Below are 24,987 nucleotides of genomic sequence, written 5' to 3'. Positions count from 1 at the left end.
TCTTTCTGCATCATTCAGTTCTCAAGGCATTCCGTCGAGCCCACGATGCTTATATCCTTGCAGCCCACTCTCAATGCTGACACCAGTTTGCAGTCTTCGTCCCACCGTCATAGGGCACTGCCAATCCGGCCTCAATCAGCTGGCGAGCCACATCGCGGCCATCAGTTCTGATCCCAGCCAGGACTCTAAAATATTTATCCCGGCGGAGGTCCACCAATTCGATCTGTTTGGCCTCGTTTAACATTCCTTCCGTCACAGCTTTCGCCTGCCGGGCCATGATCTTTTCACGGTCACACTTACCATGCATCTCGGGTGTATCGATACCAGCCAGCCGAACTGGAATGCGGTTACCAAAGGGAGGTGGAACAGTGGGGAGCGTGAACGTGCATGTGTCGCCGTCATGGCAACCGTGAAAAATGACGACCTGTGAAGGGGGAAGGGTGCCCTCGCCACCAAACTGTGGGGACAGCAACTCTGAGCAGTGAATGCGCGGGGCGCATCCCACAACGAGAACTAGACCAATAGTTCCAAACAGAAGCCGCAGCGTATGCACAATAATAACCTCATCGTACCCGGATTCTTTGCCGGTTATGAGACCGAGGGTGGCTTTCGGTCTTGGAATGTCCTGGCCTACTTCTGCTTTGCCACAATCTTGTACTTGATCCCTTCATAGGTCGCCCGTGGGATAATCTTCTTCTGCGCGAGCTCATCCTTCCTTTGATACGGCCGACCCTTGATGATCTTTTCGGAGTAGGCGTCTCCGATTCCAGGAAGCGCTTTGAGTTGGTCGACGGTGGCCGTGTTGATGTCGAGGGGCTCGCCTTTCTCAGCTGCGTGGCCCACCGGAGAATTTATCACACCAAGGGGGAAGAGGGGGAGCGCGAGCAGGAGCACGGTGCCCAGTCCTACACGGAGTGTCCACTTCATGAATTGTGATCTCATCGCAGTCTCCTTGTTAGTGAGTCGTGCCCTTTGGCAATTGTTGTCCCAACTCAATGATCCGCCCCAACCGTTCCAGCAAGTTAAGTGACTGGTGCGAGGTCAGCCCGTTGTTGTTGAGCAAGGCGAGAATATCGTCGATGATCTTGTTTTCAGTTTCGATGAGCAAATATGGCTCAGGGAAGGCGGTTTCAGGAATGCGGGCGCGAGTATTCTTCTTCCGAAACTCGGTGATGATGTCGTAGAGGTCTTGCTTCGTGCAGAGGCCTTTCCGTTCCAGTACTTCTACAATCGCAGCAATCTCCCACATGTTAGAGACGGTCGCTTCTTCAAGGGACATGGCCTCGCGTTTGGGACGTTGTTCGCTCATGGGAACCTCTTCCCGGGCTCCTGCACTAATCGTTTCACGTAATGCTCCAGACGCGCCTGGGTGTGCGGCTCAATCAACCGAGTTTCGGCGGCAAATTCCTCTCCTCTCGACCATCGGACCACGGCTTCAGGAATCTCGATGCGTTGCTCATTCGGGAGGGTGACTGTCAGCGAAAGCGTTTCCCCTGGCCGCATGGGGAGATCACCAGAAAGACGCAATCCGCTGAGTGAAAGATTCCAGACGGTGCCTTGCCCCTGAAATGAGCCTGCGTTGTATGTGACGGAAGATTGCGCAGGAAAGCGACGGTAGGGGCGAATCGAGAACGGCATAGGGGCCTCGCAAGAAAGCCCATTCTAGGAGGGTTACAAACTACGACGCAAGAGCCGAACGGGAGATTAGTTGCATTGATGTACTAGGCCGTCACGATTGGCAACGCAGTCCAATCCGTCGTATAGGCCGGCGAACGGTGCTGAAACTGCGTCTTCCAGGCTTTGTGAATACCGCTGGAAGCATAATGGAGGGTGCCGGCGCCCCACCGATCATTGACCGCATCGAGTGCGGACATCAGCCGCTGGGACTTTCTCCTGTCTTGAGAGTCGAACAGATCGGCCTGTGCCTGACTGGCAGAGACCAGGCCTGTCAGGGTCACCCCCGCTTTCTTGTAGCGATACCCCTCTCGATAGATGGTGCGGATTCCCTGAAGCGCTGACTTGATGAGGTCGGAGGTAGAGTCGGTCGCAATCGGCAGCTTCAGTGTCAGTGTGTTGCTGTACTGTGGACCTTCTTTGAATTCGTTCGTCGTAAGACACACCGTTACCACGGTCGCGGCCAGTCGTTCGTGTCTCAACTTCTCCGCCACACGTGACGTATAGGACGAGACCGCCTCTTCCATGTCGACTAGGGTACTGATGAGCTGCCCAAACGCCCGTGAGCATGTCAGGCTCTGCTTCGGAGCGGGACACTCTTCCAGGTCTAAGCAGGAGATTCCACGTAACTCCATCACCAAACGAAGTCCCACGATGCCCAGATGCTTTCTGATCCACTGGTCATCAGCCTCGCGGAGTTGGAGCGCCGTCATGATGCCATGCTGATTCAGAAGCCTGATCAGGTTTCGCCCGATCCCCCAGACATCCTCAATCGGCACTCGGCCTAGCAAGGCGTCTCGATCGGGACAGGCCAGTAGATCGAACACCCCGTTCGTATCTGGTGTGCGTTTTGCCACACGGTTGGCGATCTTGGCGAGGGTCTTGGTCTCCGCGATGCCGACCGACACCGGAAGGCCGGTCCAGCGCTTCACCGTGGTCCGAATGGTACGGCCGTACTTCGTGAAGTTCCTAGAGGTGAACCCGGACAGACTCAGGAAGGCTTCATCAATCGAGTAGATTTCGAGATCCGGGCAGAACTGTTCCAAGGTTTCCATGACCCGCTGAGACATATCCCCATACAGGGTGTAGTTCGAGGAAAACACCTGCACCTGATGGGCACGCAGGAGCGGGCGAATCTGAAACTCTGGCACACCCATCGCAATGCCAAGCGCCTTGGCTTCATTGGAGCGAGCCACCACACAGCCGTCATTGTTGGACAAGACGACAATAGGTTTACCATCCAGCTTTGGGTTAAACACCCGCTCGCAGGAGGCATAGAAGTTATTGCAATCGACGAGGGCAAAGATGGGAGGCATGGGACCGCTCAGAGCGCGTGGATGACGTTGGTGACGACACCCCAAATCTCAAAGGACTGTTGGGCCTGAATCTCGATGGGCTGATAATTCTTGTTGGCTGGGAGAAGGCGTAGGATATTGTTCCGCTTATAGAGACGTTTGACCGTCAATTCTCCGTCCAGAGCCGCCACGATCACGTTTCCGTCAATGGCTTCTAGGGAACGATCTACGATCAGGATGTCACGAGAATGAATCCCGGCCTCCAACATCGAGTCGCCGGTCACGCGCACAAAGAACGTGGCGGCCGGGTGCTTGATGAGGTGCCGATTTAGATCGAGCTTCCCCTCGATATAGTCGTCAGCCGGAGAGGGAAAGCCTGCGGGCAGCCGACCAAGAAAGACGGGGAGGGCATACCGCGTCGAGAGATCAGGGGCGTAAATGGCATCCACATTCATCGGCATCGAAGATCCTCACCAGATTGGCCTTGCCTAGTGTAGGCCTAAACCGAGACAGACTCAAGGCAGTCCGGGGCATCATGTCGCGGGTTATTGACAAGCGTACTGACCGGGTAGACCGTGAGCTCCTCAGTCGGATAGGGACGGAGCAAGGCTTTCAGGGAGTCTGCCTGATGGACGGTTGGGTCGAGCCACTGGTCGTAGGCTGATGGCGCCAGAATGACCGGCATCCGATTGTGGATCGGTCGCAGCAACTCGTTCGGTTCCGTCGTGAGGATCGTACACGATTCGATGTCCGCGCCTTCCGGGGGATGCCAGTGTTCCCACAAGCCGGCAAAGGCAAAGGGACGGTGACTCTTCATGCCGATCCACATTGGCTGCTTTCTCAGTCCCTGGACCTGCCACTCATAGAATCCCGTCGCAATGACAAGACAGCGTCGGGTCTTGAACGCGGCACGAAAGGAGGGTTTCTCCGTCACGGACTCGGCTTTGGCATTTATGCACTGCTGCCCGATTTTCGGGTCTTTGGCCCAAGACGGAATCAGCCCCCAGCGCAACAGCACCAGCTGACGGGTGGTTGTCCCCGGCTCGATCCGGATCGCGGCCACCGGTTGAGAGGGAGCAATGTTGTAACGAGCAGTGAACAGGGGAGGACTCGCGACGCCAAACTGTTGAGCGATCACCGCTGGCGAGGCCGTTTGGGTAAAGCGTCCGCACATCTTGTTGTACGTCGAAGCCTAGGCCGTCCGTGAGGAAGTGTCAAGGACAGGGCGTAGCATAACAGCCATCCTGTATCATTGTTATACGTTGCCGTATCGAGATCGATACGCCCGCACAGCTAATTCAGCTGCTCATCTCTACGCAATCTGAATGAATCTCCATTGTGACGGCCCTTAGCGCATTCGGCACGCGTGTTGCTGAGATCCTTGTACGCATCACACCTCACCTCACACAAGGAGAACCCACCATATCGAACACTTCGACCGTCCCAACGATTGCCCCCGTAGCCCCCGGCATTTATGTCGACGAGATTGATCCTGGTGCTCCGGATATGCCCGCCGTCATGCGAGAACTGGTCCGGGCCTTGCTGGAGCAAATCTGTGAATGTGAGCTCGTCGGGTTGGTCTATGAGGAGAATTCGCTCGAGACCCGAGCGCAGCTCATAGCGACCTTGCGCGGGCATCTTGTGATGCGCTGGGCGAAGGATTTTCTCAAGGGACGGTCCGTACAAGAAGCTTTGTTTCTCCGTTGCGATCACACCACCACAACACAGACCGATCTCGACAGCGGATTTCTGATCTGTGAGGTCGGCATGGCACCTGTAAACCCGTCGGAGTTTGTCGTCTTCCGCATGCTCATCCGATTTGCCCCCAGACCGTGAGCCTCTCGTCAGGGGAGAGGAAGCCTGCTAGCATGCGGTCTATGCGCTTTCTTCTCGTGGCTCTTTTTACCGTTCTGCTTGCGGTGCCTGTATTAGCAGGGGTGTATTCTGGCCAAGTGGTCGGGGTGATTGACGGTGATACGATTGACGTTCTGCATAACGGTAAAGCTGAACGTATCCGACTCAATGGCATCGACTGCCCTGAGAAAAGCCAATCCTACGGGCAGAAGGCTAAGCAGGCCGCCTCAGCCCTCGTGTTCAGCAAAGAGGTCACGCTGCACACGTTCGAGGAAGACAAGTATGGGCGCACCATTGGAAATGTGCTCCTAGCCGATGGAACGAACGTCAACCAGGAGCTAGTCAAAGAGGGCTGGTGCTGGTGGTATCGGAAATATGCACCAGGAAATACGGTGCTCGAAGGGTTAGAGAACGAAGCGCGAGAGGCTCGAAAAGGCCTGTGGGTTGATCCGCAGCCGGTGCCGCCGTGGCAGTGGCGGAAGCGTTGAGCTATTTTTAGGTAAGCGGTTCCAATAGAAGCTGACTTGTAAATGGTCGTCTGCCGTTTGGCTCTGCTCCTACTGCAACTTTTGTTCGGTCGAGCAATCTAGATGCAAACGAATGAAGTCCGTCAGTATAGTTTGCGTTCTGAAACTCTTTAGGAACTCCTTCGCCATACTGCAACAGAATTTTCCTTATTTGATCGCAGTCCCTTGCTGAAAGAACTCCAATTTGGAAGAAGAGTGTCACCACATCAAACATCCTGGCGACCGGAGCTGGCGTCTGCATTCCTAAATTGTGAAGGGTATTCACCGCTATTCCGTCATTACTCAATGACGGCATCTGCAAAGTGACAGCAGCAGCATGCGTATAAGCTTCACCCGTTCCTACGCGTATTCCATACTGGCGCCCACTTGCCTGAATAGTATCCCAGGTCGCCTGAACTGCTGCTGGTGGAAGAAACGAATTAGAATCGAGGAGACTGGACTGGAGAATGGTGGAGTCGAAAACCTGGAGGACCCGAGAGGTTAGTGCCTTGTCGAATTGAGGTTCGACTTTCGTCCGATACTTCTTGTGCTGTCTGAGCTCATTCTCAACCTCGAATACTATTACAGGCTGAATGCCATATTCAGTTTTGAAACTTCGCAGAAGCTTATTTTGGTCTGTTAGGAACAGCTGAATGAGAGCATCCGAATCACAGAATAGTAGTGCGGGATTACTCATCGGAGGACAGGTTGGAACTATTCAACATATTCAGGCATTTGACTCCCAAATCGAGAGTAGAATGTTGATTCATCTATCATCAAGAACTCAGCTGCTTTACTTGGACTGATCTGGCCAGCAACTGTTGCCTCTACTACACGCTTAATATAGTTGGCAGGGAGCCTGAGAGTTCTTGAGTAAATCGTTGTATTCCGCCTATCTCTCCATTCGTCCTTCTTGCTGTCGTGTCTTTTTAGGAACTGCTCTGTTGTCAAAGCTCTCACTGATAACTCCGAGAGGTCAGACGCTATGTCAAATCTGGCGTATTGCTCTGCCTCTTCAGGAGAAATCAAGTCATTGCTAAGTGCTGCCGAGATCACCGTTTTCTGCTCAGTATGAGTTTTTGCAATCAATGTGGCCAGCTGCTTGGGCGTAAGCGCATGCAAGTTCAAGCCTAACGTCGAGCTCATGTGTATTAGCACGTCACGTGGTGCCAAGCTTTCTTGCGCAAATGCCTGAGCCCTTTCTTCAGATAAGCTGGATTGGGCCTCTTGATTTTGAAGAGGGAACAGATCAATAGACGCACCATCGGTATATGCATCAAAAATAGCATGGGCAAGCTCGTGCAGTAGTATGTGGTTGCCCCTAAACCATGTGCGCTTATATGAATTAGAGAAAAGGCATGGGCGCTCTAAAGAAGTAGCTCCTAGGTAAAAGCAGCACCCTTCAACGCTCGACTCTGGCATCGGGCTCTCAATGATAAGAACCCCTCTATTTCTAAGATTTCCCCTGAAAGCTTCCCCTATACCTGTTTTGCCCTTGTCTAGGCCTGAGAGTTGCCTGAAAATCCTCGCTGCCTGTCGGCCTTGTTCTCGGGGCGGAGCCTGAAGGTCTGTTTCGCGACGGATATTCTCAAATATCAATTGCCACCCAGTTGCCCTGCTATCAGTGGCTTGCTCAAGCTGATCGAAGTAATACCCGAGGTGACGTATTAGAAGAACGTATTCGCGATCAACGTCAGTAAGGCCATTTCCGCGGAACTTAAACCAGATAGCTGGAGCTACATCACCTTGCTGTCTCTGTTCGCTTCGAGTACTACGCAGAGTCAGAGGTGATACGCCCAAGACTGTCGATAGGCGTGACACCATCGAGTCAGGGATAGAGCGATTACCTGCAACCCACTCCTGGAATATCTTGGGACTAACTCCAAGAAGTTCGGCTGAGGTTTGTAAGTCTAATTTAGCTGAATCCAGGATCTGCTTGAGCATCTATGCTATTCCCCAGGGAGGTGCTTAATTCACAACTTAACAACTTCTCTCGTTCAGCACTAGAGGTCAACCACTTGTGCCTGGTTTATGGTTGTCTAGCTTGGCAGTCTTTCCGTGGCAAGCGATTTTGGCAGAGAGTGCACAGATATACTGATGAAGAAAAGTAAGCACGTGGAACATAGCTTATATAGTACCCAAGGAAGGGCTTAAGACAAGGTTAATTTAGCATTCTGAAAACGGTCTCTTCAAGGCCCAGGGAAGTAAAGAGGGACGGAAAGAGGAACCGGCCATTTTGCCGTTTCATCGAATCGTCTAAACTAATGTCTGGGGTGGTAGTTTAGTGGTGCCGAGGGACTGAATCGAACTGTCGACACCAGCCTTTTCAGGACGTGGTTGTTCTATGCAAGGGCCTGAATCTTCTTGTGATTTCTCGCCGTAGTGAGCGTGGACAACTAAATGGACCACCGGTCTCAGTGCATGTCTTGGTAAGTTATTGGGCTTTGTGGTCGCTCAGTTCGCGTAAAATTGCTTCAGATCGCGTGCACTCATGATATTTCAGCCTTGACAGGGTGGACTAGCCCGCGTTAGGTATCTGGGCTGATAATTGAGCAATCTCTCGGATGCCCGCTAGGGCGTAACAGGGAAGTCCGGTGAAAAACCGGCGCGGTCCCGCCACTGTAAGTGGGAAGCTCTCCCGTTTTAGCCACTCAACAAACGTGTTGGGGAAGGCTGGGGGTAGCGGTGAAGGTTCGACCTTCTGAACCCATGAGCCAGGAGACCTATCCGAGCTGACATAGTACGGTTTCTCCGCGCGGTAACGGAGGATCGCTCCTGCCTTTTTGGCATGCGACCTCTTGTTCCCCATGCGGGACGGAGGTTTTTTTATGCCCTCGTTTTTGTGGGAGCAGCGTGTGACTGCTCCCAACGTTGACACGCCATTCACATCCCAACATTCGGAGCAACCCTCATGAGCACGGGATTGCTCATCGTCGGACACGGCAGCCGCGATCCCAACGCGAACGTCGAGTTTGAGGCGTTGGTGACGGCCTATCGTGCAGGGCGTCCTGATCTTCACGTCGCGCACGGCTATGTGGAGCTGGCCCGCCCGTCGTTGGCGGCCGCGCTTCGCGAGTTGGCGCAACGGGCCGACTCCGTTGTCGTCCTGCCGTTGTTTCTGTTTGCCGCGGGGCATGTGAAGAACGATATCCCTCTCGCGCTCTCGCAGGCTCGGCAAGAGCATCCTTCCGTCCAGTTTATCGTGGCCCATGCCTTGGGCATCCATCCCAATCTCGTGGAGCTGGCGTTCGAGCGGGCGCGGGCGGCGTTGGAAGGCGCCCGTGAATCCGCGAAGACCGCCGTGGTGGTGGTGGGCCGTGGTTCAAGCGACCCAGACGCGAACGGGGACTTTTGTAAAGTTGTTCGTCTCCTTGCCGAAGGGCGCGATCTTGGGTGGGTGGTGCCCTGCTTTATTGGCGTGACGAGACCGCTATTTGAGGAGACGGTGGAACTGGTTGCGCGTGCGCGCCCAGAGCGGATCGTCGTGGCGCCGTATTTTCTTTTCGGCGGAAGACTGATCACGAAAATTCGCGAACAGGTGGATTCGTTTCAAGCCCGGTATCCCTGGATCAAGACCGAACTGGCGCCCCATTTGGGAATTGACGACCGATTGCTCCGCTTGATGGACGAGCGCCTGGCCGAAGCGACAGCGGGAGAACGTCCGCTGCCCTGCGATACGTGTCAGTATCGAGTGCCGGTGTCCGCGGTGACCGGGCAGGTGGGCGGGCTCAAAGCGCTGCTCTGGAGTTTGCGGCACGGGTTTACCCACGCGCAAGCCATGCCTCATGTGCATGCCCATCGTCCGCTGGCGAAACATGTGTTGGTCTGCGGGAATGTCGATTGTGCCGACGGCGGGAGCATTCCGCTCATTGCCACATTGCGGCGGCTGTTGAAGGACGCTGGGCGGGATCAGGATATCCGCGTGACGAAGACCTCCTGCATGGGCCGCTGCGGGGAGGGGCCGACGGTCGCGGTCTATCCTGACGGCATCTGGTATCGGGCTGTGAAAGAGACGGATGCCAAGGAATTAGTCGACGAACATTTGCTGGGCGACCGGTTGGTCAGCCGCCTGGTTGACAACATCATGCAGTAACGGAGGATGTCTGATGGCCTGTCACGAAATTGCAGGATTGCGGTTGGGGTTGATGGAAGTGCTGGGAGTGAAGAACGAAGCCGAGCGGCAGCATGAACTGGCCGAACTGGGCACCGGGGCCGATCAGCCGGGACCGATCCGTTCCATGTGTGGAGCCAAGGATCTGGCGTCCCTCAAGCAGTATTACGAGAGCGCAGTCTCCGCGCTGGAACAGCGCGTCGCCGCGACCAGGCCGGATGATCCGAAGCTTCCGTACCTGCGCACGCTGATTGTGCTGACCAAGAAGGTGGAGCTCGATTTGACGCATCAGATCGAGGGGCTCATGCATCTCTATCGGGACCTTGATGAGATGCATGATTTTGTCCATGAGATTTACCCGGCGGAGTAGATCCAATGGCGGTGGCGAAGACGGCTCGAGTGGTGGGAACCGACAGGCTGGGCCCCGATACGCTGCTGCTCGATCTGTGCGCGGCCGAACCGGTGGGGTTCGTCGGCGGACAGTATCTCATCCTTGACAGCCGCATCGTCTTGCCGAGCGGCAAGGCTGTGAAGCGGGCCTATTCGTTTCTGACAGGCGATGCGGAGCAACGGAACTTTCAGCTCGCCGTGAAGCGCATTCCTGATGGACCGGGTTCCGCTTTTGTGCATGGGCTGACAGCGGGAACGGATATTTCGTTCAGCGGACCCTGGGGCAAGTTCGTTCCGCGGGAGGGGGCCTCTGGCAGGACGCTGATCCTGGCGACGGATACAGGAATTACCGCCGCGCTGGGGTTTCTGCGAGCGACCCGGTTCGCTCCATTGCTGCCACAGGCATTGCTTATCTGGCTGCGAGCTTCGGCAGAGTATTTTCTTCCGGATGAGTTCGTGCAGCAGCAGGTTCCTGCTGCCTGTGGTGAGGTGAGGATTGCAGCGATCCCCGCGGTCGGCCATCACGACCGGATTCCTCAGGCCAGAGCCATTCTCCGTGAGGTGTTGGTGCGCGGCGATATTGCTCAGGTCTTCATCGCGGGTGATGGAGCCGTGAACCAGGTGTTGTCTGATGATGCGATGGCCGCCGGAGTGGCCGTGGGCAAGGAGCAGGTGGAGTCGTTCTTCAATATGCCGAAGAAATCCGTATGACCGGACGGGTGCAGATTCTTGCCGCGCTAGAAGCCGCGCTGGCATGTGGGGAGACGAGCGTCATCGTCCGCTCATCCGGCGCGATTGCCGAGGTTCATGGGCTCGTGACCCTGCGGCAGGGGGCCGAGTGGGTTACGTTGGGCGAAGAGGGACAGACCCATGTGCATCTCAAGATCGAGGAGCGGAGCACGCTTCGCTACCGGCGGCACGATGAGGCCAATGCGGTGCTTGAGTTGGCAGGGCCGGATGGGTCGTTGCTCTGCCGCGTGACGTTTCGGGGCACGAACCGGGCGAAGACGGAGCAATATTGCCCTGAACGCGCGGCGAAAGTTCATGAACAGTTCGGCTGTTGGGTGGAATGTGCCGGGATATGACTGATGGAGAAGAGGGGACCGCCAAAAGATCGGAAGGGGCTGCGCACCGGGTTCACTACCGGCGCATGCGCTGCAGCGGCAGCCAAGGCTGCGGCTCGGTGTCTCGTGAAGGGGGCCCTGCTGTCTGAAATTGAAACGACCTTGCCGAATCGAACGCGCGTGACCTTCGCGCTCGCCCGGTGCGAGCGAATGGATCGCCGAGTGATTTGCAGCATCATCAAGGATGCGGGCGACGATCCCGACTGTACGCATGGGGCCGAGCTGACGGCGGAAGTTGAACTGCGTACCGAACCGGGCATCGAGATCAGGGGAGGGCAGGGCGTGGCCACGGTCACCAAAACCGGGTTGGGTTTAGAGGTCGGCGGGCCTGCGATTAATCCGGTTCCGCGGCGCAATATTACGGAGATGGTGGAAGAAGAGCTCGCGGGTGCTCCTTACGGGGGCGCGGTCGTGACGATCAGCGTACCGAGCGGCGAAGAAATGGCCAAACAGACCACCAACGCGCGGCTCGGCCTCCTGGGTGGCATCTCCATCCTCGGCACGACCGGCATCGTGAGGCCCTATTCCACGGCAGCGTTCAAGGCGAGCGTGATGCAGGAGATCGATGTCGCCGCGGCGGGCGGTTTGCGTGAACTCGTGCTCACGACCGGCGGTAAGTCGGAGCAGTATGCGATGGCGCTGTATCCGCAGTTGCCGGAGCAGGCCTTTATTCAGGTGGGCGACTTTATCGGCGTCGGCATCAAGCAATGTGCGAAGCGAGGGATGGCGCGGGCCATCATCGTCGGGATGATGGGGAAACTCTCGAAGATGGCCAACGGCAAGATGCAGACGCATGTCGCCGGATCGGACGTGGATATGGAATTTTTGGCGTCGCTGGCGGTTGACTTATCCGCCTCGAACGAATTGGTGGCGGCCATCCGCCAGGCCAATACAGCCCGCCATGTGTTGGAATTGTGCCGTGAGGCTGGTCTGGTCGGTATCACATCGCTGATTTGCAAGAAGGTCGTCGAGCAGTGTCAGGCCCACGCGGGAGGCACGCTAGCGGTGGAAACCTGTTTGGTGGATTTCGGAGGCTCGCTGCTCGGTCGTTATCCGGAGGTACAGACATGAATGATATGAGACAGATGACCGCGCTCGGGCGGAGCATAGAAGATGGCAGTTTCACGATCATCGACCAGGAAGCCGGTCCGCACGAGTTCAGGCTGGATGAATGGGAAGTCGTCCGCCGGGTGATCCATGCCACGGCGGATTTCGAGTTTAAGACCTTGATGCGATTCCATCCCGATGCGGTGCGCGCCGGGGTGGCGGCCCTTCAAGGAGGCTGTCCCCTCCTGGTCGATGTGAAGATGATTTCCGCCGGCTTAAATGAGGAGCGGCTGTCTTCCTACGGCTGCAAAGTCCATTCGTTTATTTCGGACGAGGATGTGATCGCGACGGCCAAGGCCAACAACTCGACGCGCGCGATCGAGGCCATGAAAAAGGCCCATCGTCTCAACCTGCTCGATGGAGCGGTGGTGGCGATCGGCAATGCCCCGACGGCCTTATTGGAGGTGGTCCGCCTGATTCGTGAGGAGGGGGCGAAGCCGGCTCTCATCATCGGAGTGCCAGTTGGATTTGTCTCGGCGGCTGAATCGAAGGACGTCACGCTGGAACTGTCGACTCCTTACATCGTCGCCCGTGGCCGTAAGGGAGGGAGCCCCATCGCTGTCGCGATCATCCATGCCCTGTTGCTCCTTTCAGCAAAGGTGTCTGCATGAGTCCACGACGCGCCATTACCTTGATCGGGATCGGGGACGACGGCTGTGCAAGCCTGACGAGCCGCGCCGTGAATGCGGTCATGAAGGCGGGAGTGCTCGTGGGTGGCGAGCGCCATCTTGAATTCTTCCCGCAGTTTCAGGGCGAGAAGATCGTACTCGAAGGCGGCGTGGCGTCGGTGCTCGACCGGGTGGCGGAACTGGCAGAAGAACAGAATGTCTGTGTGGTGGCGTCCGGCGATCCATTGTTTTTTGGCATCGGCAGTCTGGTGATCAAGCGGATGGGGGCCGAGCATGTCGAGGTGCTGCCTCAGCCCAGTTCGATGCAATGGGCCTTTGCGCGAGCTGGATTGAAGTGGGACGACGCAGCCTTTGTGTCTCTGCATGGCCGCTCATCCGAAGGATTTCTCACCAGACTCAAGAGCCAGGCCAAGGTGGCGATCTTCACCGATGACAAGAACTCTCCGTCTGTCTTGGCCCAGCGGATGATCGAACAGGGTGAGACCGCCTGGGAGGCCTGGGTCTGTGAGAGTCTTGGCGGCCCAGATGAACGGGTCCGGCGATTCGATGTGGCGGCTCTCGCTGCCTGCCAAGATATCGGGCCTCTCAATGTGCTGTTGCTCGTTCGTTCCGATCCCTCCTGGCGCGTTCCCGCCACGATTCCCTTTCTCCATGAGGATCAATTCGCGAAGCGGATGCCGAAGAAGGGCCTCATTACGAAGCGGGAAGTGCGGTTGTTATCGTTGGCTGCGATGGGGATCAGGCCGGACAGCGTGGTCTGGGATATCGGGGCCGGTTCCGGGTCCGTATCGATCGAGGCGGCCTTGCTCGCGCCGAAAGGCCTGGTCTATGCGATCGAGGTCGATCCGGAAGGCGTCGAGATCTGCCGCGACAATCTGTTGGCCCATGCGGTGGACAATGTGCGCGTTATCGCAGGCCGGGCGCCGGAGGCGCTGACAGGCTTGGAGGCGCCGGATGCGGTCTTCATCGGAGGCAGCAAGGGGAGCATGGAAGAGATCATTGAGGTCGTCATGGACCGGCTGCAACCGGGCGGCCGCCTGGTCGTGAACGCCATCACGCTGGAGAATGTCGCGGAGACCTATCAAAGCCTGCGGAAGCGTGGGTTGGTGCCGGATGTGACGTTGCTCCAAGTGTCGCGGGCTGAACCCTTGGCCCATTATCTTCGGTACGAATCCTTGAACCCGATCCAAATCTTTGCGGTCGAGAAGCCTGGTCAGACAGGAGCGGTCGCATGAATTATGGAACATTATATGGAGTTGGGGTTGGACCAGGCGCGCCGGATCTGATCACGTTGCGCGCGCTCAATGTCTTGAAACAGGCGCAGGTTCTCGCGCTGCCTCGCAGTTCCGATTACGGAGAATCGATGGCGTGGAAGATCCTCAAACCGACCTTGGGCGAGATTCCCGGGCAGGAGCGGATCTTTTTAACGTTCCCGATGAACAAGGACCCGGAGCGGTTGCGGCCTGCCTGGGATGCCGCCTTCACGGCCATCGGAGAACGGCTGGAAAAAGGGCTTTCGGTCGCCTTCGCGACGGAAGGAGATCCGTCGCTCTTTAGCACCTTCATTTATCTGCGCCGTGAAGCTCCGCTGCGCTGGCCCGGTATCCGCATCGAAGTTGTTCCTGGGGTGTCCTCGATCATGGCGGTGCCTTCCGTGACCGGCATCCCGTTGGCAGATGGACAGGAGCGGATCGCCATCCTGCCTGCGAGTTACGGGGTTGAGGATCTGAATCAAGTGCTGGAGCTGTTCGACACCGTTGTCTTGATGAAGATGGGCACTGAGATCCCCAAGGTGGTCGACGCGCTTGAGCGCCAGGGACTCGTCGATCGCGCGGTCTATGTGTCGAAAGCCACGATGGCGGAACAGCGGATCGTCCGGGACATCCGCACGATTCAGACCGAGCGGGGCGATTGCTTTGCGATGATGATCGTGTCACGCAAAGAACGGAGTGGTCTGTTGGCCGGTGTGGTCCCGGCTACGCCACGGCCGGCCGCGAGAGAGACCGGAGCATGATCGTCGAGCGGAAACCATTTGCCGTTTATGCCATCACGAAGCATGGGATCGCGATTGCGTCCCGGTTACTGCCGCAGTTGTCGGGTGCGGATCTCTTCGTGTCGGAGAAGCTGTTCGACTCGGCGCCGGCCGGTTCGGTGCGGCTACCGCTGCCGATGGGGCCGACGCTGAGCGAGACGTTTACGGCCTATGATTGCCACATTTTCATTATCAGTGTCGGGGCCGTAGTGCGGATGATCGCACCGCTTTTGAAGAACAAGAAGGTCGATCCGGCGGTGGTCTGCATCGACGACGCCGCGCGGTTTGCGATCTGCGTCCTGTCGGGTCACGTCGGCCGCGGCAATGTATTCACCGAGCGAGTCGCCCAGGCCTTGGGCGCGCAATCGGTCGTGACGACGGCGTCTGATGCCATCGGCACCTTGACGGTGGATATTTTGGGGCGCGATCTGGGATGGACGCTCGACGATCTGGACCGGAATGTGACGAGGGGCTGCGCAGCGGTGGTGAATGCGGCCAAGGTGTTGTTTGTGCAGGAGACGGGAGAGCCGGACTGGTGGCCGGCTGAGAAGCCCTTGCCCGACGGAGTGCGCTACGCTACGTCGCTGGAAGGCGTGAACCCGAACGAGTTTGAAATGCTCTTGATCGCCACGGACCGCGAGATCGGCTTGTCCCATCCGGCCCATTGGAAGAAGGCCGTCATCTATCGCCCGAAGAGTCTCGTGCTCGGGATCGGCTGCGATAAAGGCACGGCTCCCGATCTGGTGGAGCGAGGAGTCCTGGCCCTCTTGGCAAAGCACGGCCTTTCTCTCAAATCCGTCAACGAGCTGGCGACCATCGACGTAAAAAAGGATGAGCCGGCCTTGCTGGCCTTGAGCGAGAAATATGGCTGGCCGCTGCGGACCTATCCGCCGGAGCAACTGGACGTGATGCCCGGCATCCTGAATCCCTCGGAGACGGTGAAACGGCATGTCGGTTCGCGCGGGGTGTCTGAGCCAGCTGCATTACTTGCGGCAGGGGTGGACGAGCTTCTCGTTCCCAAGCAGATTTATACGGAGCCGGGAGCGGGCCGATCGATGACCTTGGCCGTGGCACGGCGGACCTTCGTGAAACGGCCGATGGAGGCGGGCAGCCTATGAGCGAGGCAAAGGGAATTCTCTATGTCGTGGGCATCGGGCCGGGTGCGCAGGACCATGCCACTCCGGCGGCCTTGAAGGCGATTGCCGAGTCCCAGCTTGTCGTCGGCTACAGCACCTATATCAAGCTTGTCCGCCACCTGCTTGAAGGGAAAGAGATCATCAAGACCGGGATGACGGAAGAGATCGGCCGTGCCCGCGCCGCCATTGAACGGGCGAGAGATGGTGCCACTGTGTCGCTGATTTCGTCCGGCGATGCGGGGGTCTATGGCATGGCAGGCCTGGTCTTTCAGGTGTTGAAAGAAATTGGTTGGACGCGAGACGATTCGCCGGAGCTTCGCCTCATCCCAGGGATGACCGCGCTCAACTCCTGCGCGTCGTTGGTTGGCGCGCCGTTGGTCCACGACTCCTGTTCGATCTCGCTGTCGGATTTGCTGACGCCCTGGTCGGTGATCGAGCGACGGATCGAGGCGGCGGCCAGCGCGGATTTCGTGATCGGTCTCTACAATCCCGCCAGCGGCAGACGCACGAGGCAGATCGTGGATGCGCAGGCGATTATCCGGCGTCACCGCGACGGGAGCACGCCGGTAGCTCTGATCAAGAGTGCCTATCGCGAGATGCAGCATGTGGTTCTGACCGACCTGGATACGTTTCTGGATTATGAGATCGGGATGTTGACGACCGTGATCGTTGGGTCGAGCAACACTTTTCTCTTCGAGGGCTACATGGTGACGCCGCGCGGCTACACCAATAAGTACAGTTTTGACGGGGCGGTGCTTCCTGGTCAGAGGCCTGGGTTTTCACTTGTTGTACCTCCGGCCTCGGAGGTGGACTGATGGCGAAGGTCGGACGGTTAGCCGGAGCCATTCTGGCTGAGACGGAAGGACAGTTCTTTCTGGTGGGCAATCCCAAGGAGCCCTGCGATTTTGTCGCGGTGGGGTTCGAGAATCCCGGCGTGATCGATGCTCTGACCTGTCCGTTCATCAAGTTGTCAGCCATTCGCCCGGTGCAGGTGCCCCAACCGTACCTGACCATGACAGTCGAGGGAGACGCCTTAGCGAGATTGTTAGTCGATCGGTTCGTCATTCAGCGGAATGGATCGGTGAGCGATCGCCTCTGGCGGCTGGTGACCGATCCTCAGCAAGAACACCGCGCCGCGCCTGCTGGAGTAATCGACGCGCGGTGGCTGGGAGAGATCCCGGCAGAGATTTGGCGGATTGTGCGAGAGACTGTATTGAAGTGTACGTAAAGGAGTGCTGATGCGTGTCTATATTATTGGCGCAGGTCCGGGCGATCCGAAATTGCTGACGCTGCGTGGCGCGGAGCTGATTTCGTCCTGTCCGGTCGTGCTCTATACCGGTTCGCTGGTCCCCAAGGACGTGATCGCCCGTGCGAGGCCCGATGCCAAGGTGATGGATTCGTCCGGGTTGACGCTGGATCAGATCATCGAGGTAATTGTGGCGGCCCGTGACGCGAATCAGGATGTGGCGCGGGTCCATACGGGCGACCCGATGATCTTCGGCTCCACCGCCGAGCAGATGCGCCGGTTGACGGAGCTGGGTATTGCCTACGAGATCATTCCCGGCGTTTCTTCCTTTACCGCTGCTGCTGCGGCGCTGGGCCGTGAACTCACGCTCCCGGAATTGTCCCAGACGGTGATCCTGACCAGGGCTGAGGGACGGACCTCGATGCCGGCGGGGGAAAAACTGGAAGATCTGGCGAAGCATCAAGCGACCTTGGCGCTCTTTCTGAGCATCACACTCTTGAAGGATGTCGTGTGCGATTTGACCCCGTCGTATGGGGCTGATTGTCCCGTGGCTATCGTGCATAAGGCCTCCTGGCCGGATCAGGTGATCGTAACCGGGACCTTGGCGGACATTACGGACAAGGCCAAGGCGGCCAAGCTCAACTCGACCTCGATGGTGTTGGTGGGGCGTGTGCTGACGGCGACGGAGTTTGCCAATTCCAAGTTGTACGATCCGGAGTTTACCCATCGGTTCCGGAAGGGCGAGCCGGCGGTCACGAAGCCAGGAGAGAAGCGTGCCGACTGAGCCTGCCACTCAACGAGGCATGGTGTATCTGGTCGGGGCGGGACCGGGCGATCCAGGCTTGCTCACGGTCCGTGCGCTGGAATTGCTGCGTGCGGCCGATGTCGTGGCCTACGATGAGTTGGTCTCGAAAGCTATTCTTTCTCTCGTCAATCCGGAGGCTGAACTGCTGCCGGTGGGCCGCCGTCATGGCGAGGGGACGATCGGCTATCGATTGCATCCGGAGGTGCTGGCTCGCGTCAAGGCCGGCAGAACGGTCGTGAGGTTGAAGGCCGGAGATCCGCTGATCTTCGGGCGGGGCGGAGAGGAAGCGGAAGAATTGGCGGAAGCCGACATTCCCTGCACGATCGTTCCAGGGATTTCATCTGCTCTTGGCGCCGCAGCCTATGCGGGCATTCCACTGACGCATCGCCTGCATGCTTCCGACGTGACGTTCCTGAGCGGCCACGATGTCGAGGGGGGCCGGAGCCTTACTGATTGGGCCAAGGCTGCCAGCGGCAAGGGCACTTTGGTGTTGTTCATGGCGGCTAGAAAACTGTCGGCGAACCTACAGAGATTGATCCAGGCTGGCCGCTCGGCGGAGACTCCCGCTGCCTATATCGCCTCCGCCACCACTCCCGAACAAAATGTGATTGTCGGAACCGTGGCGACCCTTCCAGGAAAAATACGGGATGTCGATCTTGCCATTCCGGCCCTCGTCATCGTCGGCGACGTCGTGGGAGTGCGTGAACGAATTGCCTGGTTCGAGCGCCGCCCGTTGGCGGGTCGGCGGCTGCTCGTGGCGCGCGCGCGTCCGGGCCGCTCCGCGATGGCAGCGGAACTCCGTGCGCTCGGCGCGGAGGTGCTGGAAATCCCCGAGGTCGAAGCGGCCTCGTTACACGGAGGCGCGTCCATCAAGACCGCTCTGGCTCGGTGCCATGAATTCCGCGGCATTGTCTTCGGCTGTGCCGCCGGGGTTGAGGCGGTCTTGTCGCATGTCCCAGCCCTCGACCTGCCGGTCATCGCGGTCGGAGAGTCGGCGGCGCAGGCGCTGTCACGGCATGGCATTGCACCTGCCGTCACGTTACGTGGCGCTTGTCAGGAGGCGGTGAACGAGCAGTCGGCGGTTTTACAGAAGGGGCCATGGCTTCTCGTGACAGCGGAGGAAGGCCGGCCGAACTTACATGAGGCATTGACGAAGGCTGGAGTAGAGGTTGAAGCGGTGGCGGCCTATCGGTCTGTGCATCGGTTGCCGATGGGGCCCTTGCCGTCGATTGATCTTGTGGTGCTGCCCAGCTCCTCGGCGGCTCGCACTGTGTTGTTTGGCGACTTCGGTCAGGCCTTGCTGGGGGTGCCGATGGCGGCGATCGGGCCGCAGACCGAACAAGCGGCGCGCCAATGTGGAGCGCAGTCTGTCGCGTTGGCGCAAGAGGATACGGTGGCAGCGCTGGTTTCTTGTGTGGTGTCGATGGTAGGGAAACTATGACGGATCATGCCTTTCCCGAAACCTGGCGCCGGGGCCTGTACGAAACGATCACGCGCCGCCGCGACATGCGAGCCTTTCTGCCTGATCCCATTCCGGATGAAACGCTGGCTCGCATCCTCATGGCTGCTCATCAGGCCGGATCAGTTGGGCTGTCCCAGCCTTGGAACTTTCTCGTGGTGGAGAATCTCGAGATCCGTGCCAAGGTGCGCACCCATGTCGAGGCCGAACGGCTGCGCGCAGCGGAAATGTTTGACCAGGAACGCCGTGAGAAGTATCTCACCTTCAAGCTGGAGGGGATTCTTGATTCGCCGCTCAACATCTGTGTCACCTGCGACCAGGAACGGTTCGGGCCGACGGTGATCGGGCGGAATACAATTCCGGAAACCGCTGTCTATAGCACCTGCTGTGCGATTCAAAATCTCTGGCTGGCCGCGCGGGCGGAAGGGGTCGGAGTCGGCTGGGTGAGTATCATGGAGCCGGCAGTCCTCCGCACGATCCTCGGAATTCCTGAACGGATCATTCCGGTTGCCTATCTTTGCGTCGGGTTCGTGGAGAGTTTCCCCGAGCGGCCTATTTTCGAAAGCAACGGCTGGTTGCCAAGGCTGCAACTGCATGAGTTGGTGTTTCATGATCAGTGGGACGAGCGGCCCAGGCCGGATCTGCTCCGTGCGCTGGAAACGAGCCGGATCGACGGAGCGAAAGCCACGCCGACGGAGATCGACTCGTGACGATTCCACGGCTTGTTATCGCCGGGGTTTCCAGCAACGTCGGCAAGACGACTGTCATGGTTGGGCTCGTCCGGGCCTTGCGCGCGCGGGGACTGAAGGTGGCCGTCTTCAAGTGCGGTCCGGATTATCTCGACCCGACCTATCACGTCCGCGCGGCTGGTGCGCCTTGCCACAATCTCGATGGATGGATGATGGGGCGCGAGGCGGTTCTTTCGACGTTCATGCACGCGTCGCAGGGAGCTGACATTGCGATTCTCGAAGGGGTGATGGGTCTCTTCGATGGCGCATCGCCGACCAGCGACGAAGGCTCGACCGCCGAGATTGCCAAGTGGCTTCAAGCGCCGGTGCTGCTTGTCTGCGACGCAGGTGGCATGGCCCGCAGCATTGCGGCACTGGCCAGAGGGTTTTCGACTTTCGACGCAGATCTTCAGATCGCCGGCCTCATCTGTAACAGGCTCGGCAGCCGAGGGCATCTGGATTTGCTTCGCAAGGTGACGGAGGGGAAGCCCCCCGTCCTGGGCGGGTTGCCGAAGGAAGCAGCCTTGGCTTTCTCGGACCGGCATCTGGGCTTACATAGCGCAGACCGGGCGACGGTCCCGGAGGGTGTCTTCGTGTCCTGGGGTGATCGGGTGAGCGAGTGGTGTGATGTCGATGCGATCATCGCGTTAGCGAAATCCGCGCCGGCTCTTCCTGAAATTTCTGCGACGGCACGGATCGTCGGGGAGGGAGTCAGTTGTCGAATCGGTCTCGCCTTCGACGAGGCGTTCCATTTCTATTATGACGACAATCTCCGTCGTCTTGAGGGTCTGGGTGCGGAGCTCGTACGGTTTTCCCCCCTTCACGATGCGCACTTGCCGGATGTGGATGGCCTGTATTTCGGCGGCGGTTACCCGGAAGTCCATGCCGAAGCACTGTCCCGGAACCAGTCCATGCGCAAGGAGGTAGCGGCGTTTGCCGAGGCCCAAGGGCCTATCTATGGCGAATGTGGTGGCCTCATGTATTTGTCCAATGGCATCAGGACGCTCGATGGCACGCTGCATCCCATGGTGGGGCTCATTCCAGGCGAAGCGGAAATGAAAGACCGTTTGCAGGCGCTCGGTTATGTCGAGGTGGACACGAAGGACGAGACGATGCTCGGTCCGTCCGGTCTGCGATTTCGCGGACATCAATTTCGCTATTCGGACTTTCGATTCACGGCGGAAGTCGAATGTGCCTACCATGTGCGCCGCCGCCGCGGAGGCGAGGCCTTTCAAGAGGGGTATCGTCAGGGCAATACGCTGGTGTCCTATGTGCACGCCCATTGGGCTTCGAACCCGCTCCTGGCCGAGGGATTTGTGCAGGCTTGTGTGGCCCATGCCAAGAGGGTGTCGTGAGGGACTATGAATCCTGCTGACGGCAATCTGTGGGCCTTGCTCGGTCTCGCGTTTGCCTTGGGGCTCAGCCATGGCGCCGATCCCGACCATCTTACGGCCATCGATGGCATGACGAGGGCCTCGGTGGATCGGCATCCGAGAATGAGCCGGTGGGTGGGGACCTGGTTTGCGTTCGGGCATGCGCTTTCCGTTTTGTTGATCGCGGGATTGATCGCGTTGGCGGCAGAGTATCTGCAATCGTTCAGCCATTCCGTGCTGCAAGTCAGCGGTGTCCTGTCAGCCCTTCTTCTATTCGCCATCGGGACTTTGAATCTGGCGAGGTTGGCCACATTGCCGGTTGGCGCCACGGCTCCAAGCCACGGCGTCATCGGCCATTTCCTGCCAAGGCAGTTGCTCAACATCACTCATCCAATGAGCGCCGTGCCGATTGGCGCGTTGTTCGGGCTGGGGTTTGAGACGGCCAGCCAGATGTCGGCCTGGGCCTTGGCCGGCACAATGGGCTATGGGCTGCTGGGCGCGCTGTTCATCGGAGTGGCATTCAGCCTGGGGATGGTCGTCACAGATTCACTCAACGGACTTGTTGTGCGACGGATGTATCTGGCTGCGACCAGGATGGCTCTCCAGGGGAATCGCATGATGACGCTGACTGTCGTGGGGTTAGCCTATGTTATCGGGATCATCAAACTGCTCCAGCCCACCTCCTTTGCTTTGCCAATCAGCGACATGGGTCTCACACTCATGGTGCTCGGGGCGGTGCTGTTGGCATTTATGGCAGCCTTAGTGAAAGTCAAGTGCAAGGTGGCGTAACTGAAAGGAGGCGTTCTAGCGGAACATTTTTCTATCTAATGAATTGATAGCCCACGTACCCCAAGGGAAGCGCGGTGAAAAGCCGCCACTGGTCCGCAACTGTGATCGGGGACGAAATCTGCATAGCCACTGTCCTATGGGATGGGAAGGCGCAGAAAGTAGGACGAGCCGAAAGTCAGGAGACCTGGGTGCTGGGATCCTTTATGCAAACCTTTCGAGAGCAAAGGGGCATGAGTTGTGTTTGCCCAAATCCTTGGGCGTATGATCGTTGTTTCTGCGTTGTTCTGGAGTTCAGTCGGTCGGGCCGATGATGCGGATGAAGCTCTGATCCTGCCCGACGTCGTCGTAACCGGGACGCAAGAATCGGCGTTCGAAGCCGCCTCTCAACATATCGTTACGGAGCGGGATCTCGAGCTTCAGGCCGTTGATCGGCCTGCCAACGTGCTTCGCCTGGTTCCGGGCCTCATTACCACCAACCCGGGTGGTGGGCCAGGCAAACCGGATAACTACTTGCTCCGTGGCTTCGATGCCGACCACGGGACCGATCTGGCCGGGTTTCTGGACGGCATGCCGCTCAATCTTCGCAGTCATGCCCACGGTCAGGGCTATCTCGATCTGAACTTCCTGATTCCTGAAACGATGAAGCGCATCGACGCCCATAAGGGGCCCTATCAAGTCCAGTTCGGAGATTTTGCCACGGCGGGGGCGGTGAACTTTGTGACACGGGATATGGTGGAGGAAGGGGTGGTGCAGGCCTCAGGCGGACAATTCAATACGCAGCGGCATCTGCTGATGTTCTCGCCCACGAAGGATCAGGTCCGTTCGCTGGTTGCGCTCGAAGGGTTTTATACCGATGGCCCGTTTGTGAATCCCAACCGAGCCCTCCGGCTCAACGGATTAGCCAAAGCGACGATGAATCCGACCGCCCACTCGGAACTCAGCATCATCGGCACCTACTACCAAGGCCGCTGGAATAGTCCTGGAGAAATTCCACTGCGGACCGTGGAGTCCGGGTTGTTGAGCCGGTTCGGCTCGGTCGATCCCTACCAGGGAGGTCGAACCCAACGGTCTACCGGCCATGTGCGCTACCGCTACGATACTCCGTCAGGCGGGACTGTATTTGCTGCGACATATCTTCAGTACTATGCCCTGAATCTTGTGTCCGACTTCACGTTCTTTCTCACCGATCCGGTGAATGGCGATGGGATTGAACAGGTCGATCGGCGCTATGTCTATGGCGGAGAGGTGGGATATCGCCAAAGCGGGAAGCTGCTGAATGTTGAAAGCTCCGTCACCGTCGGCGTGCAGACCCGCAGGGACGATGCCGAGGTTCGTCTGGGGACCCAGCGGCAATGGGTCCCGCTGGGAACTACGTCGGATAGCCGGATTCATGAGGCCTCGTATTCGCCCTATCTGAGATTGGAGTTTCAGCCGGCACCCTGGGCGAGGCTGACGGGCGGAACGCGAGCGGACTATTTTCAATTCAACGTGCGGAATCTCTGCCAGGCCGGGTGTCCACAGAACCCGAGCGGGAGCGTCAATGCTGTGATCACAACGACGAAGGGAAACCTCATTCTTGGCCCCTGGGCAGGCACGGAGATCTTTCTCAATGCTGGTACGGGCTTTCACAGTAACGACGCACGAGCCGTGGTAAGTGCGTCGAATGTGCAGGCCTTACCGAAGGCGACGGCATATGAAGTGGGGATTCGCACTCGCCCGTGGGATCGGCTTGAGGTCACGGCGTCGTTCTGGCTCATGGACCTGACCTCTGAACTGGTCTATCAGGGCAACCTGGGAACCACACAGATCCTTGGTGCCACCCGCCGCTACGGCATGGATCTTGGGAGCCGGATCCAGTTGCTGGACTGGCTGTCTTTTTCCGGAAGCGCTACACTGAACACTGCGGAATTTCGCGAGACGGGCAATCCGATCCCTCAGGCCCCGACCATGACCGGACGCGGCGAATTGACGGCGCGTCTTCCGACAGGATTAGCGATGTCGTTGCAGATGGTGCATCTGGGAGCCAGACCGCTGACGCAGGATCGCAGTATCAACGCCCAAGCCTGGACCATCTTCAACTTCGTGGCTCGTTACCGCCCGCAGTCGAAGGGGTGGTGGCAGCGTATGGAAGGGTTTCTCAGTATTCAAAACATCTTCGATGTTTCGTGGCGGCAGACCCAATTAGCCTATGAAACCAAGTTAACTACGGATGCAGTGCCGGTGAATGGGCTTCAATTCACACCGGGCGGCCCACGGACTGTATCGGTAGGCCTGGCTTGGCATTATTGACTGTGAGCGAGTGCATACTGGCACGCGTCGTCTTTCCGCGTGAGGGAAGAGGTGATGCCTATAGAGGTTTAGGAGAACCATGAGCCCTTGCCCGGCTGTGGCCGGCCGTCTAAGCCTCTAATGACTCTGGTGTTTCAGCCTCGCGGATCCTCGCGGACAACCACGCGGACAACCCATCCTGTCCGATCGACGCGCCCAGCCGGGCTGTTGCGTCGACGATGTTCTGCCATCCAGCGTGGGTGTAGATTGTATGAATCTTGGTGGACTGCTGACCGAGCAATTCCATAACCTCATAATCTTTCGCGCCTAATTGCCGGTTATGCGTGGAGTTATAGTGCCGCAGGATGTGATGTGTCATCCGCTTCGAGATCCCCGCGGCTTTGGCCAGCGACAGGATCGCGGTTCGGAGATTGCCATGTGCGTCGTGTGTTCACGGTAGC

At 58.2% G+C, this 24,987-nt stretch carries 26 protein-coding genes, 2 pseudogenes and 2 riboswitches; of the genes and pseudogenes, 18 read left to right on the top strand and 10 right to left on the bottom strand.

The window, feature by feature from the left end; genetic code table 11:
* Nucleotides 1-70: 70 nt before the first annotated feature.
* The 7 genes from KJA79_RS23055 to KJA79_RS17940 all read right to left on the bottom strand — a co-directional run bounded on the left by KJA79_RS23055 (nucleotide 71) and on the right by KJA79_RS17940 (nucleotide 4,143).
* Complete coding sequence (locus tag KJA79_RS23055) at nucleotides 71-505, bottom strand: thermonuclease family protein (protein ID WP_281412708.1); 435 nt, start codon at nucleotides 503-505, stop codon at nucleotides 71-73.
* A gap of 125 nt (nucleotides 506-630) precedes the next feature.
* Nucleotides 631-942 carry a ComEA family DNA-binding protein gene (locus tag KJA79_RS17965; RefSeq protein ID WP_213043434.1) on the bottom strand — a complete coding sequence of 104 codons (312 nt, stop codon included), beginning with the start codon at nucleotides 940-942 and terminating at the stop codon, nucleotides 631-633.
* 13 nt (nucleotides 943-955) lie between these two features.
* A complete protein-coding gene (locus KJA79_RS17960; protein ID WP_213043433.1) occupies nucleotides 956-1,309 on the bottom strand; it encodes a hypothetical protein in 354 nt (117 codons plus the stop codon).
* Nucleotides 1,306-1,638 (bottom strand): PilZ domain-containing protein, encoded by a 333-nt coding sequence (locus tag KJA79_RS17955; protein ID WP_213043432.1) that lies wholly within the window; start codon nucleotides 1,636-1,638, stop codon nucleotides 1,306-1,308. The genes KJA79_RS17960 and KJA79_RS17955 overlap by 4 nt, the downstream gene beginning before the upstream one ends.
* An 83-nt stretch (nucleotides 1,639-1,721) precedes the next feature.
* Complete coding sequence (locus KJA79_RS17950) at nucleotides 1,722-2,990, bottom strand: Y-family DNA polymerase (protein WP_213043431.1); 1,269 nt, start codon at nucleotides 2,988-2,990, stop codon at nucleotides 1,722-1,724.
* Nucleotides 2,991-2,998: 8 nt separating this feature from the next.
* Complete coding sequence (locus KJA79_RS17945) at nucleotides 2,999-3,430, bottom strand: LexA family protein (protein WP_213043430.1); 432 nt, start codon at nucleotides 3,428-3,430, stop codon at nucleotides 2,999-3,001.
* A gap of 38 nt (nucleotides 3,431-3,468) precedes the next feature.
* Nucleotides 3,469-4,143 carry an SOS response-associated peptidase gene (locus KJA79_RS17940; protein WP_281412702.1) on the bottom strand — a complete coding sequence of 225 codons (675 nt, stop codon included), beginning with the start codon at nucleotides 4,141-4,143 and terminating at the stop codon, nucleotides 3,469-3,471.
* A gap of 332 nt (nucleotides 4,144-4,475) precedes the next feature.
* On the opposite strand from KJA79_RS17940, the gene KJA79_RS17935 reads away from it, so the two are divergent.
* Together KJA79_RS17935 and KJA79_RS17930 are read left to right on the top strand one after the other, a co-directional pair.
* Entirely contained in the window at nucleotides 4,476-4,805 is a 330-nt protein-coding gene (locus KJA79_RS17935) for a hypothetical protein (RefSeq protein ID WP_213043428.1), read from the top strand.
* Between the two features lie 41 nt (nucleotides 4,806-4,846).
* A complete protein-coding gene (locus tag KJA79_RS17930; RefSeq protein ID WP_213043427.1) occupies nucleotides 4,847-5,311 on the top strand; it encodes a thermonuclease family protein in 465 nt (154 codons plus the stop codon).
* A 7-nt stretch (nucleotides 5,312-5,318) separates the two neighbouring features.
* Here KJA79_RS17930 and KJA79_RS17925 read toward each other — a convergent pair whose 3' ends face one another.
* Both KJA79_RS17925 and KJA79_RS17920 read right to left on the bottom strand, forming a co-directional pair.
* The gene (locus tag KJA79_RS17925; protein WP_213043426.1) at nucleotides 5,319-6,026 is read right to left on the bottom strand and encodes a hypothetical protein; all 708 of its coding nucleotides are present in this window, start codon (nucleotides 6,024-6,026) and stop codon (nucleotides 5,319-5,321) included.
* A 17-nt stretch (nucleotides 6,027-6,043) separates the two neighbouring features.
* Nucleotides 6,044-7,273, bottom strand: coding sequence for an XRE family transcriptional regulator (locus KJA79_RS17920; RefSeq protein WP_213043425.1), 1,230 nt, complete (start codon nucleotides 7,271-7,273; stop codon nucleotides 6,044-6,046).
* Between the two features lie 601 nt (nucleotides 7,274-7,874).
* Nucleotides 7,875-8,074: riboswitch (cobalamin riboswitch) on the top strand.
* Between the two features lie 166 nt (nucleotides 8,075-8,240).
* On the opposite strand from KJA79_RS17920, the gene KJA79_RS17915 reads away from it, so the two are divergent.
* The 16 genes and pseudogenes from KJA79_RS17915 to KJA79_RS17835 all read left to right on the top strand — a co-directional run bounded on the left by KJA79_RS17915 (nucleotide 8,241) and on the right by KJA79_RS17835 (nucleotide 24,547).
* A complete protein-coding gene (locus tag KJA79_RS17915; RefSeq protein ID WP_213043424.1) occupies nucleotides 8,241-9,422 on the top strand; it encodes a CbiX/SirB N-terminal domain-containing protein in 1,182 nt (393 codons plus the stop codon).
* Between the two features lie 13 nt (nucleotides 9,423-9,435).
* Nucleotides 9,436-9,810 carry a DUF3209 family protein gene (locus KJA79_RS17910; protein ID WP_213043423.1) on the top strand — a complete coding sequence of 125 codons (375 nt, stop codon included), beginning with the start codon at nucleotides 9,436-9,438 and terminating at the stop codon, nucleotides 9,808-9,810.
* Nucleotides 9,811-9,815: 5 nt separating this feature from the next.
* A complete protein-coding gene (locus KJA79_RS17905) occupies nucleotides 9,816-10,541 on the top strand; it encodes an FAD-dependent oxidoreductase (RefSeq protein WP_213043422.1) in 726 nt (241 codons plus the stop codon).
* Nucleotides 10,538-10,915, top strand: a complete 378-nt coding sequence (locus tag KJA79_RS17900) for a hypothetical protein (protein ID WP_213043421.1) — start codon at nucleotides 10,538-10,540, stop codon at nucleotides 10,913-10,915. The genes KJA79_RS17905 and KJA79_RS17900 overlap by 4 nt, the downstream gene beginning before the upstream one ends.
* Before the next feature lie 3 nt (nucleotides 10,916-10,918).
* A complete protein-coding gene (locus tag KJA79_RS17895) occupies nucleotides 10,919-12,025 on the top strand; it encodes a cobalt-precorrin-5B (C(1))-methyltransferase (RefSeq protein ID WP_213043420.1) in 1,107 nt (368 codons plus the stop codon).
* On the top strand, nucleotides 12,022-12,672 hold the full coding sequence (locus KJA79_RS17890) for a precorrin-8X methylmutase (RefSeq protein WP_281412701.1): 651 nt from the start codon (nucleotides 12,022-12,024) through the stop codon (nucleotides 12,670-12,672). The genes KJA79_RS17895 and KJA79_RS17890 overlap by 4 nt, the downstream gene beginning before the upstream one ends.
* A complete protein-coding gene (gene cbiE / locus KJA79_RS17885) occupies nucleotides 12,669-13,925 on the top strand; it encodes a precorrin-6y C5,15-methyltransferase (decarboxylating) subunit CbiE (RefSeq protein WP_213043419.1) in 1,257 nt (418 codons plus the stop codon). The genes KJA79_RS17890 and cbiE overlap by 4 nt, the downstream gene beginning before the upstream one ends.
* Nucleotides 13,922-14,704, top strand: coding sequence for a precorrin-2 C(20)-methyltransferase (gene cobI / locus KJA79_RS17880; protein ID WP_213043418.1), 783 nt, complete (start codon nucleotides 13,922-13,924; stop codon nucleotides 14,702-14,704). Before cbiE ends, cobI begins: the two co-directional genes overlap by 4 nt.
* Nucleotides 14,701-15,840 (top strand): cobalt-precorrin 5A hydrolase, encoded by a 1,140-nt coding sequence (locus KJA79_RS17875; RefSeq protein ID WP_213043417.1) that lies wholly within the window; start codon nucleotides 14,701-14,703, stop codon nucleotides 15,838-15,840. The genes cobI and KJA79_RS17875 overlap by 4 nt, the downstream gene beginning before the upstream one ends.
* Nucleotides 15,837-17,086 (top strand): annotated as a pseudogene (gene cobJ, locus KJA79_RS17870) (precorrin-3B C(17)-methyltransferase). Before KJA79_RS17875 ends, cobJ begins: the two are co-directional and overlap by 4 nt.
* A gap of 10 nt (nucleotides 17,087-17,096) precedes the next feature.
* The gene (gene cobM, locus KJA79_RS17860) at nucleotides 17,097-17,888 is read left to right on the top strand and encodes a precorrin-4 C(11)-methyltransferase (RefSeq protein WP_213043414.1); all 792 of its coding nucleotides are present in this window, start codon (nucleotides 17,097-17,099) and stop codon (nucleotides 17,886-17,888) included.
* The gene (gene cobA / locus KJA79_RS17855) at nucleotides 17,878-19,350 is read left to right on the top strand and encodes a uroporphyrinogen-III C-methyltransferase (RefSeq protein ID WP_213043413.1); all 1,473 of its coding nucleotides are present in this window, start codon (nucleotides 17,878-17,880) and stop codon (nucleotides 19,348-19,350) included. Before cobM ends, cobA begins: the two co-directional genes overlap by 11 nt.
* Nucleotides 19,347-20,078: a 5,6-dimethylbenzimidazole synthase gene (bluB, locus tag KJA79_RS17850; protein ID WP_213043412.1), complete on the top strand. Its 732-nt coding sequence runs from the start codon at nucleotides 19,347-19,349 to the stop codon at nucleotides 20,076-20,078. The genes cobA and bluB overlap by 4 nt, the downstream gene beginning before the upstream one ends.
* Complete coding sequence (locus KJA79_RS17845; protein ID WP_213043411.1) at nucleotides 20,075-21,451, top strand: cobyrinic acid a,c-diamide synthase CobB; 1,377 nt, start codon at nucleotides 20,075-20,077, stop codon at nucleotides 21,449-21,451. Before bluB ends, KJA79_RS17845 begins: the two co-directional genes overlap by 4 nt.
* 6 nt (nucleotides 21,452-21,457) lie before the next feature.
* A complete protein-coding gene (locus KJA79_RS17840) occupies nucleotides 21,458-22,258 on the top strand; it encodes a HoxN/HupN/NixA family nickel/cobalt transporter (RefSeq protein ID WP_213043410.1) in 801 nt (266 codons plus the stop codon).
* Nucleotides 22,259-22,266: 8 nt separating this feature from the next.
* Nucleotides 22,267-22,464, top strand: a riboswitch (cobalamin riboswitch).
* Between the two features lie 55 nt (nucleotides 22,465-22,519).
* Nucleotides 22,520-24,547, top strand: a complete 2,028-nt coding sequence (locus KJA79_RS17835) for a TonB-dependent receptor (RefSeq protein WP_213043409.1) — start codon at nucleotides 22,520-22,522, stop codon at nucleotides 24,545-24,547.
* Between the two features lie 109 nt (nucleotides 24,548-24,656).
* Here KJA79_RS17835 and KJA79_RS17830 read toward each other — a convergent pair.
* A pseudogene (locus tag KJA79_RS17830) lies at nucleotides 24,657-24,947 on the bottom strand (hypothetical protein); the annotation flags it as partial.
* Nucleotides 24,948-24,987 lie beyond the last annotated feature (40 nt).

Source organism: Nitrospira defluvii (assembly GCF_905220995.1).
In the GTDB taxonomy this organism is placed as follows: domain Bacteria; phylum Nitrospirota; class Nitrospiria; order Nitrospirales; family Nitrospiraceae; genus Nitrospira_A; species Nitrospira_A defluvii_C.
This window is presented reverse-complemented; position numbering and strand designations above follow the sequence as displayed.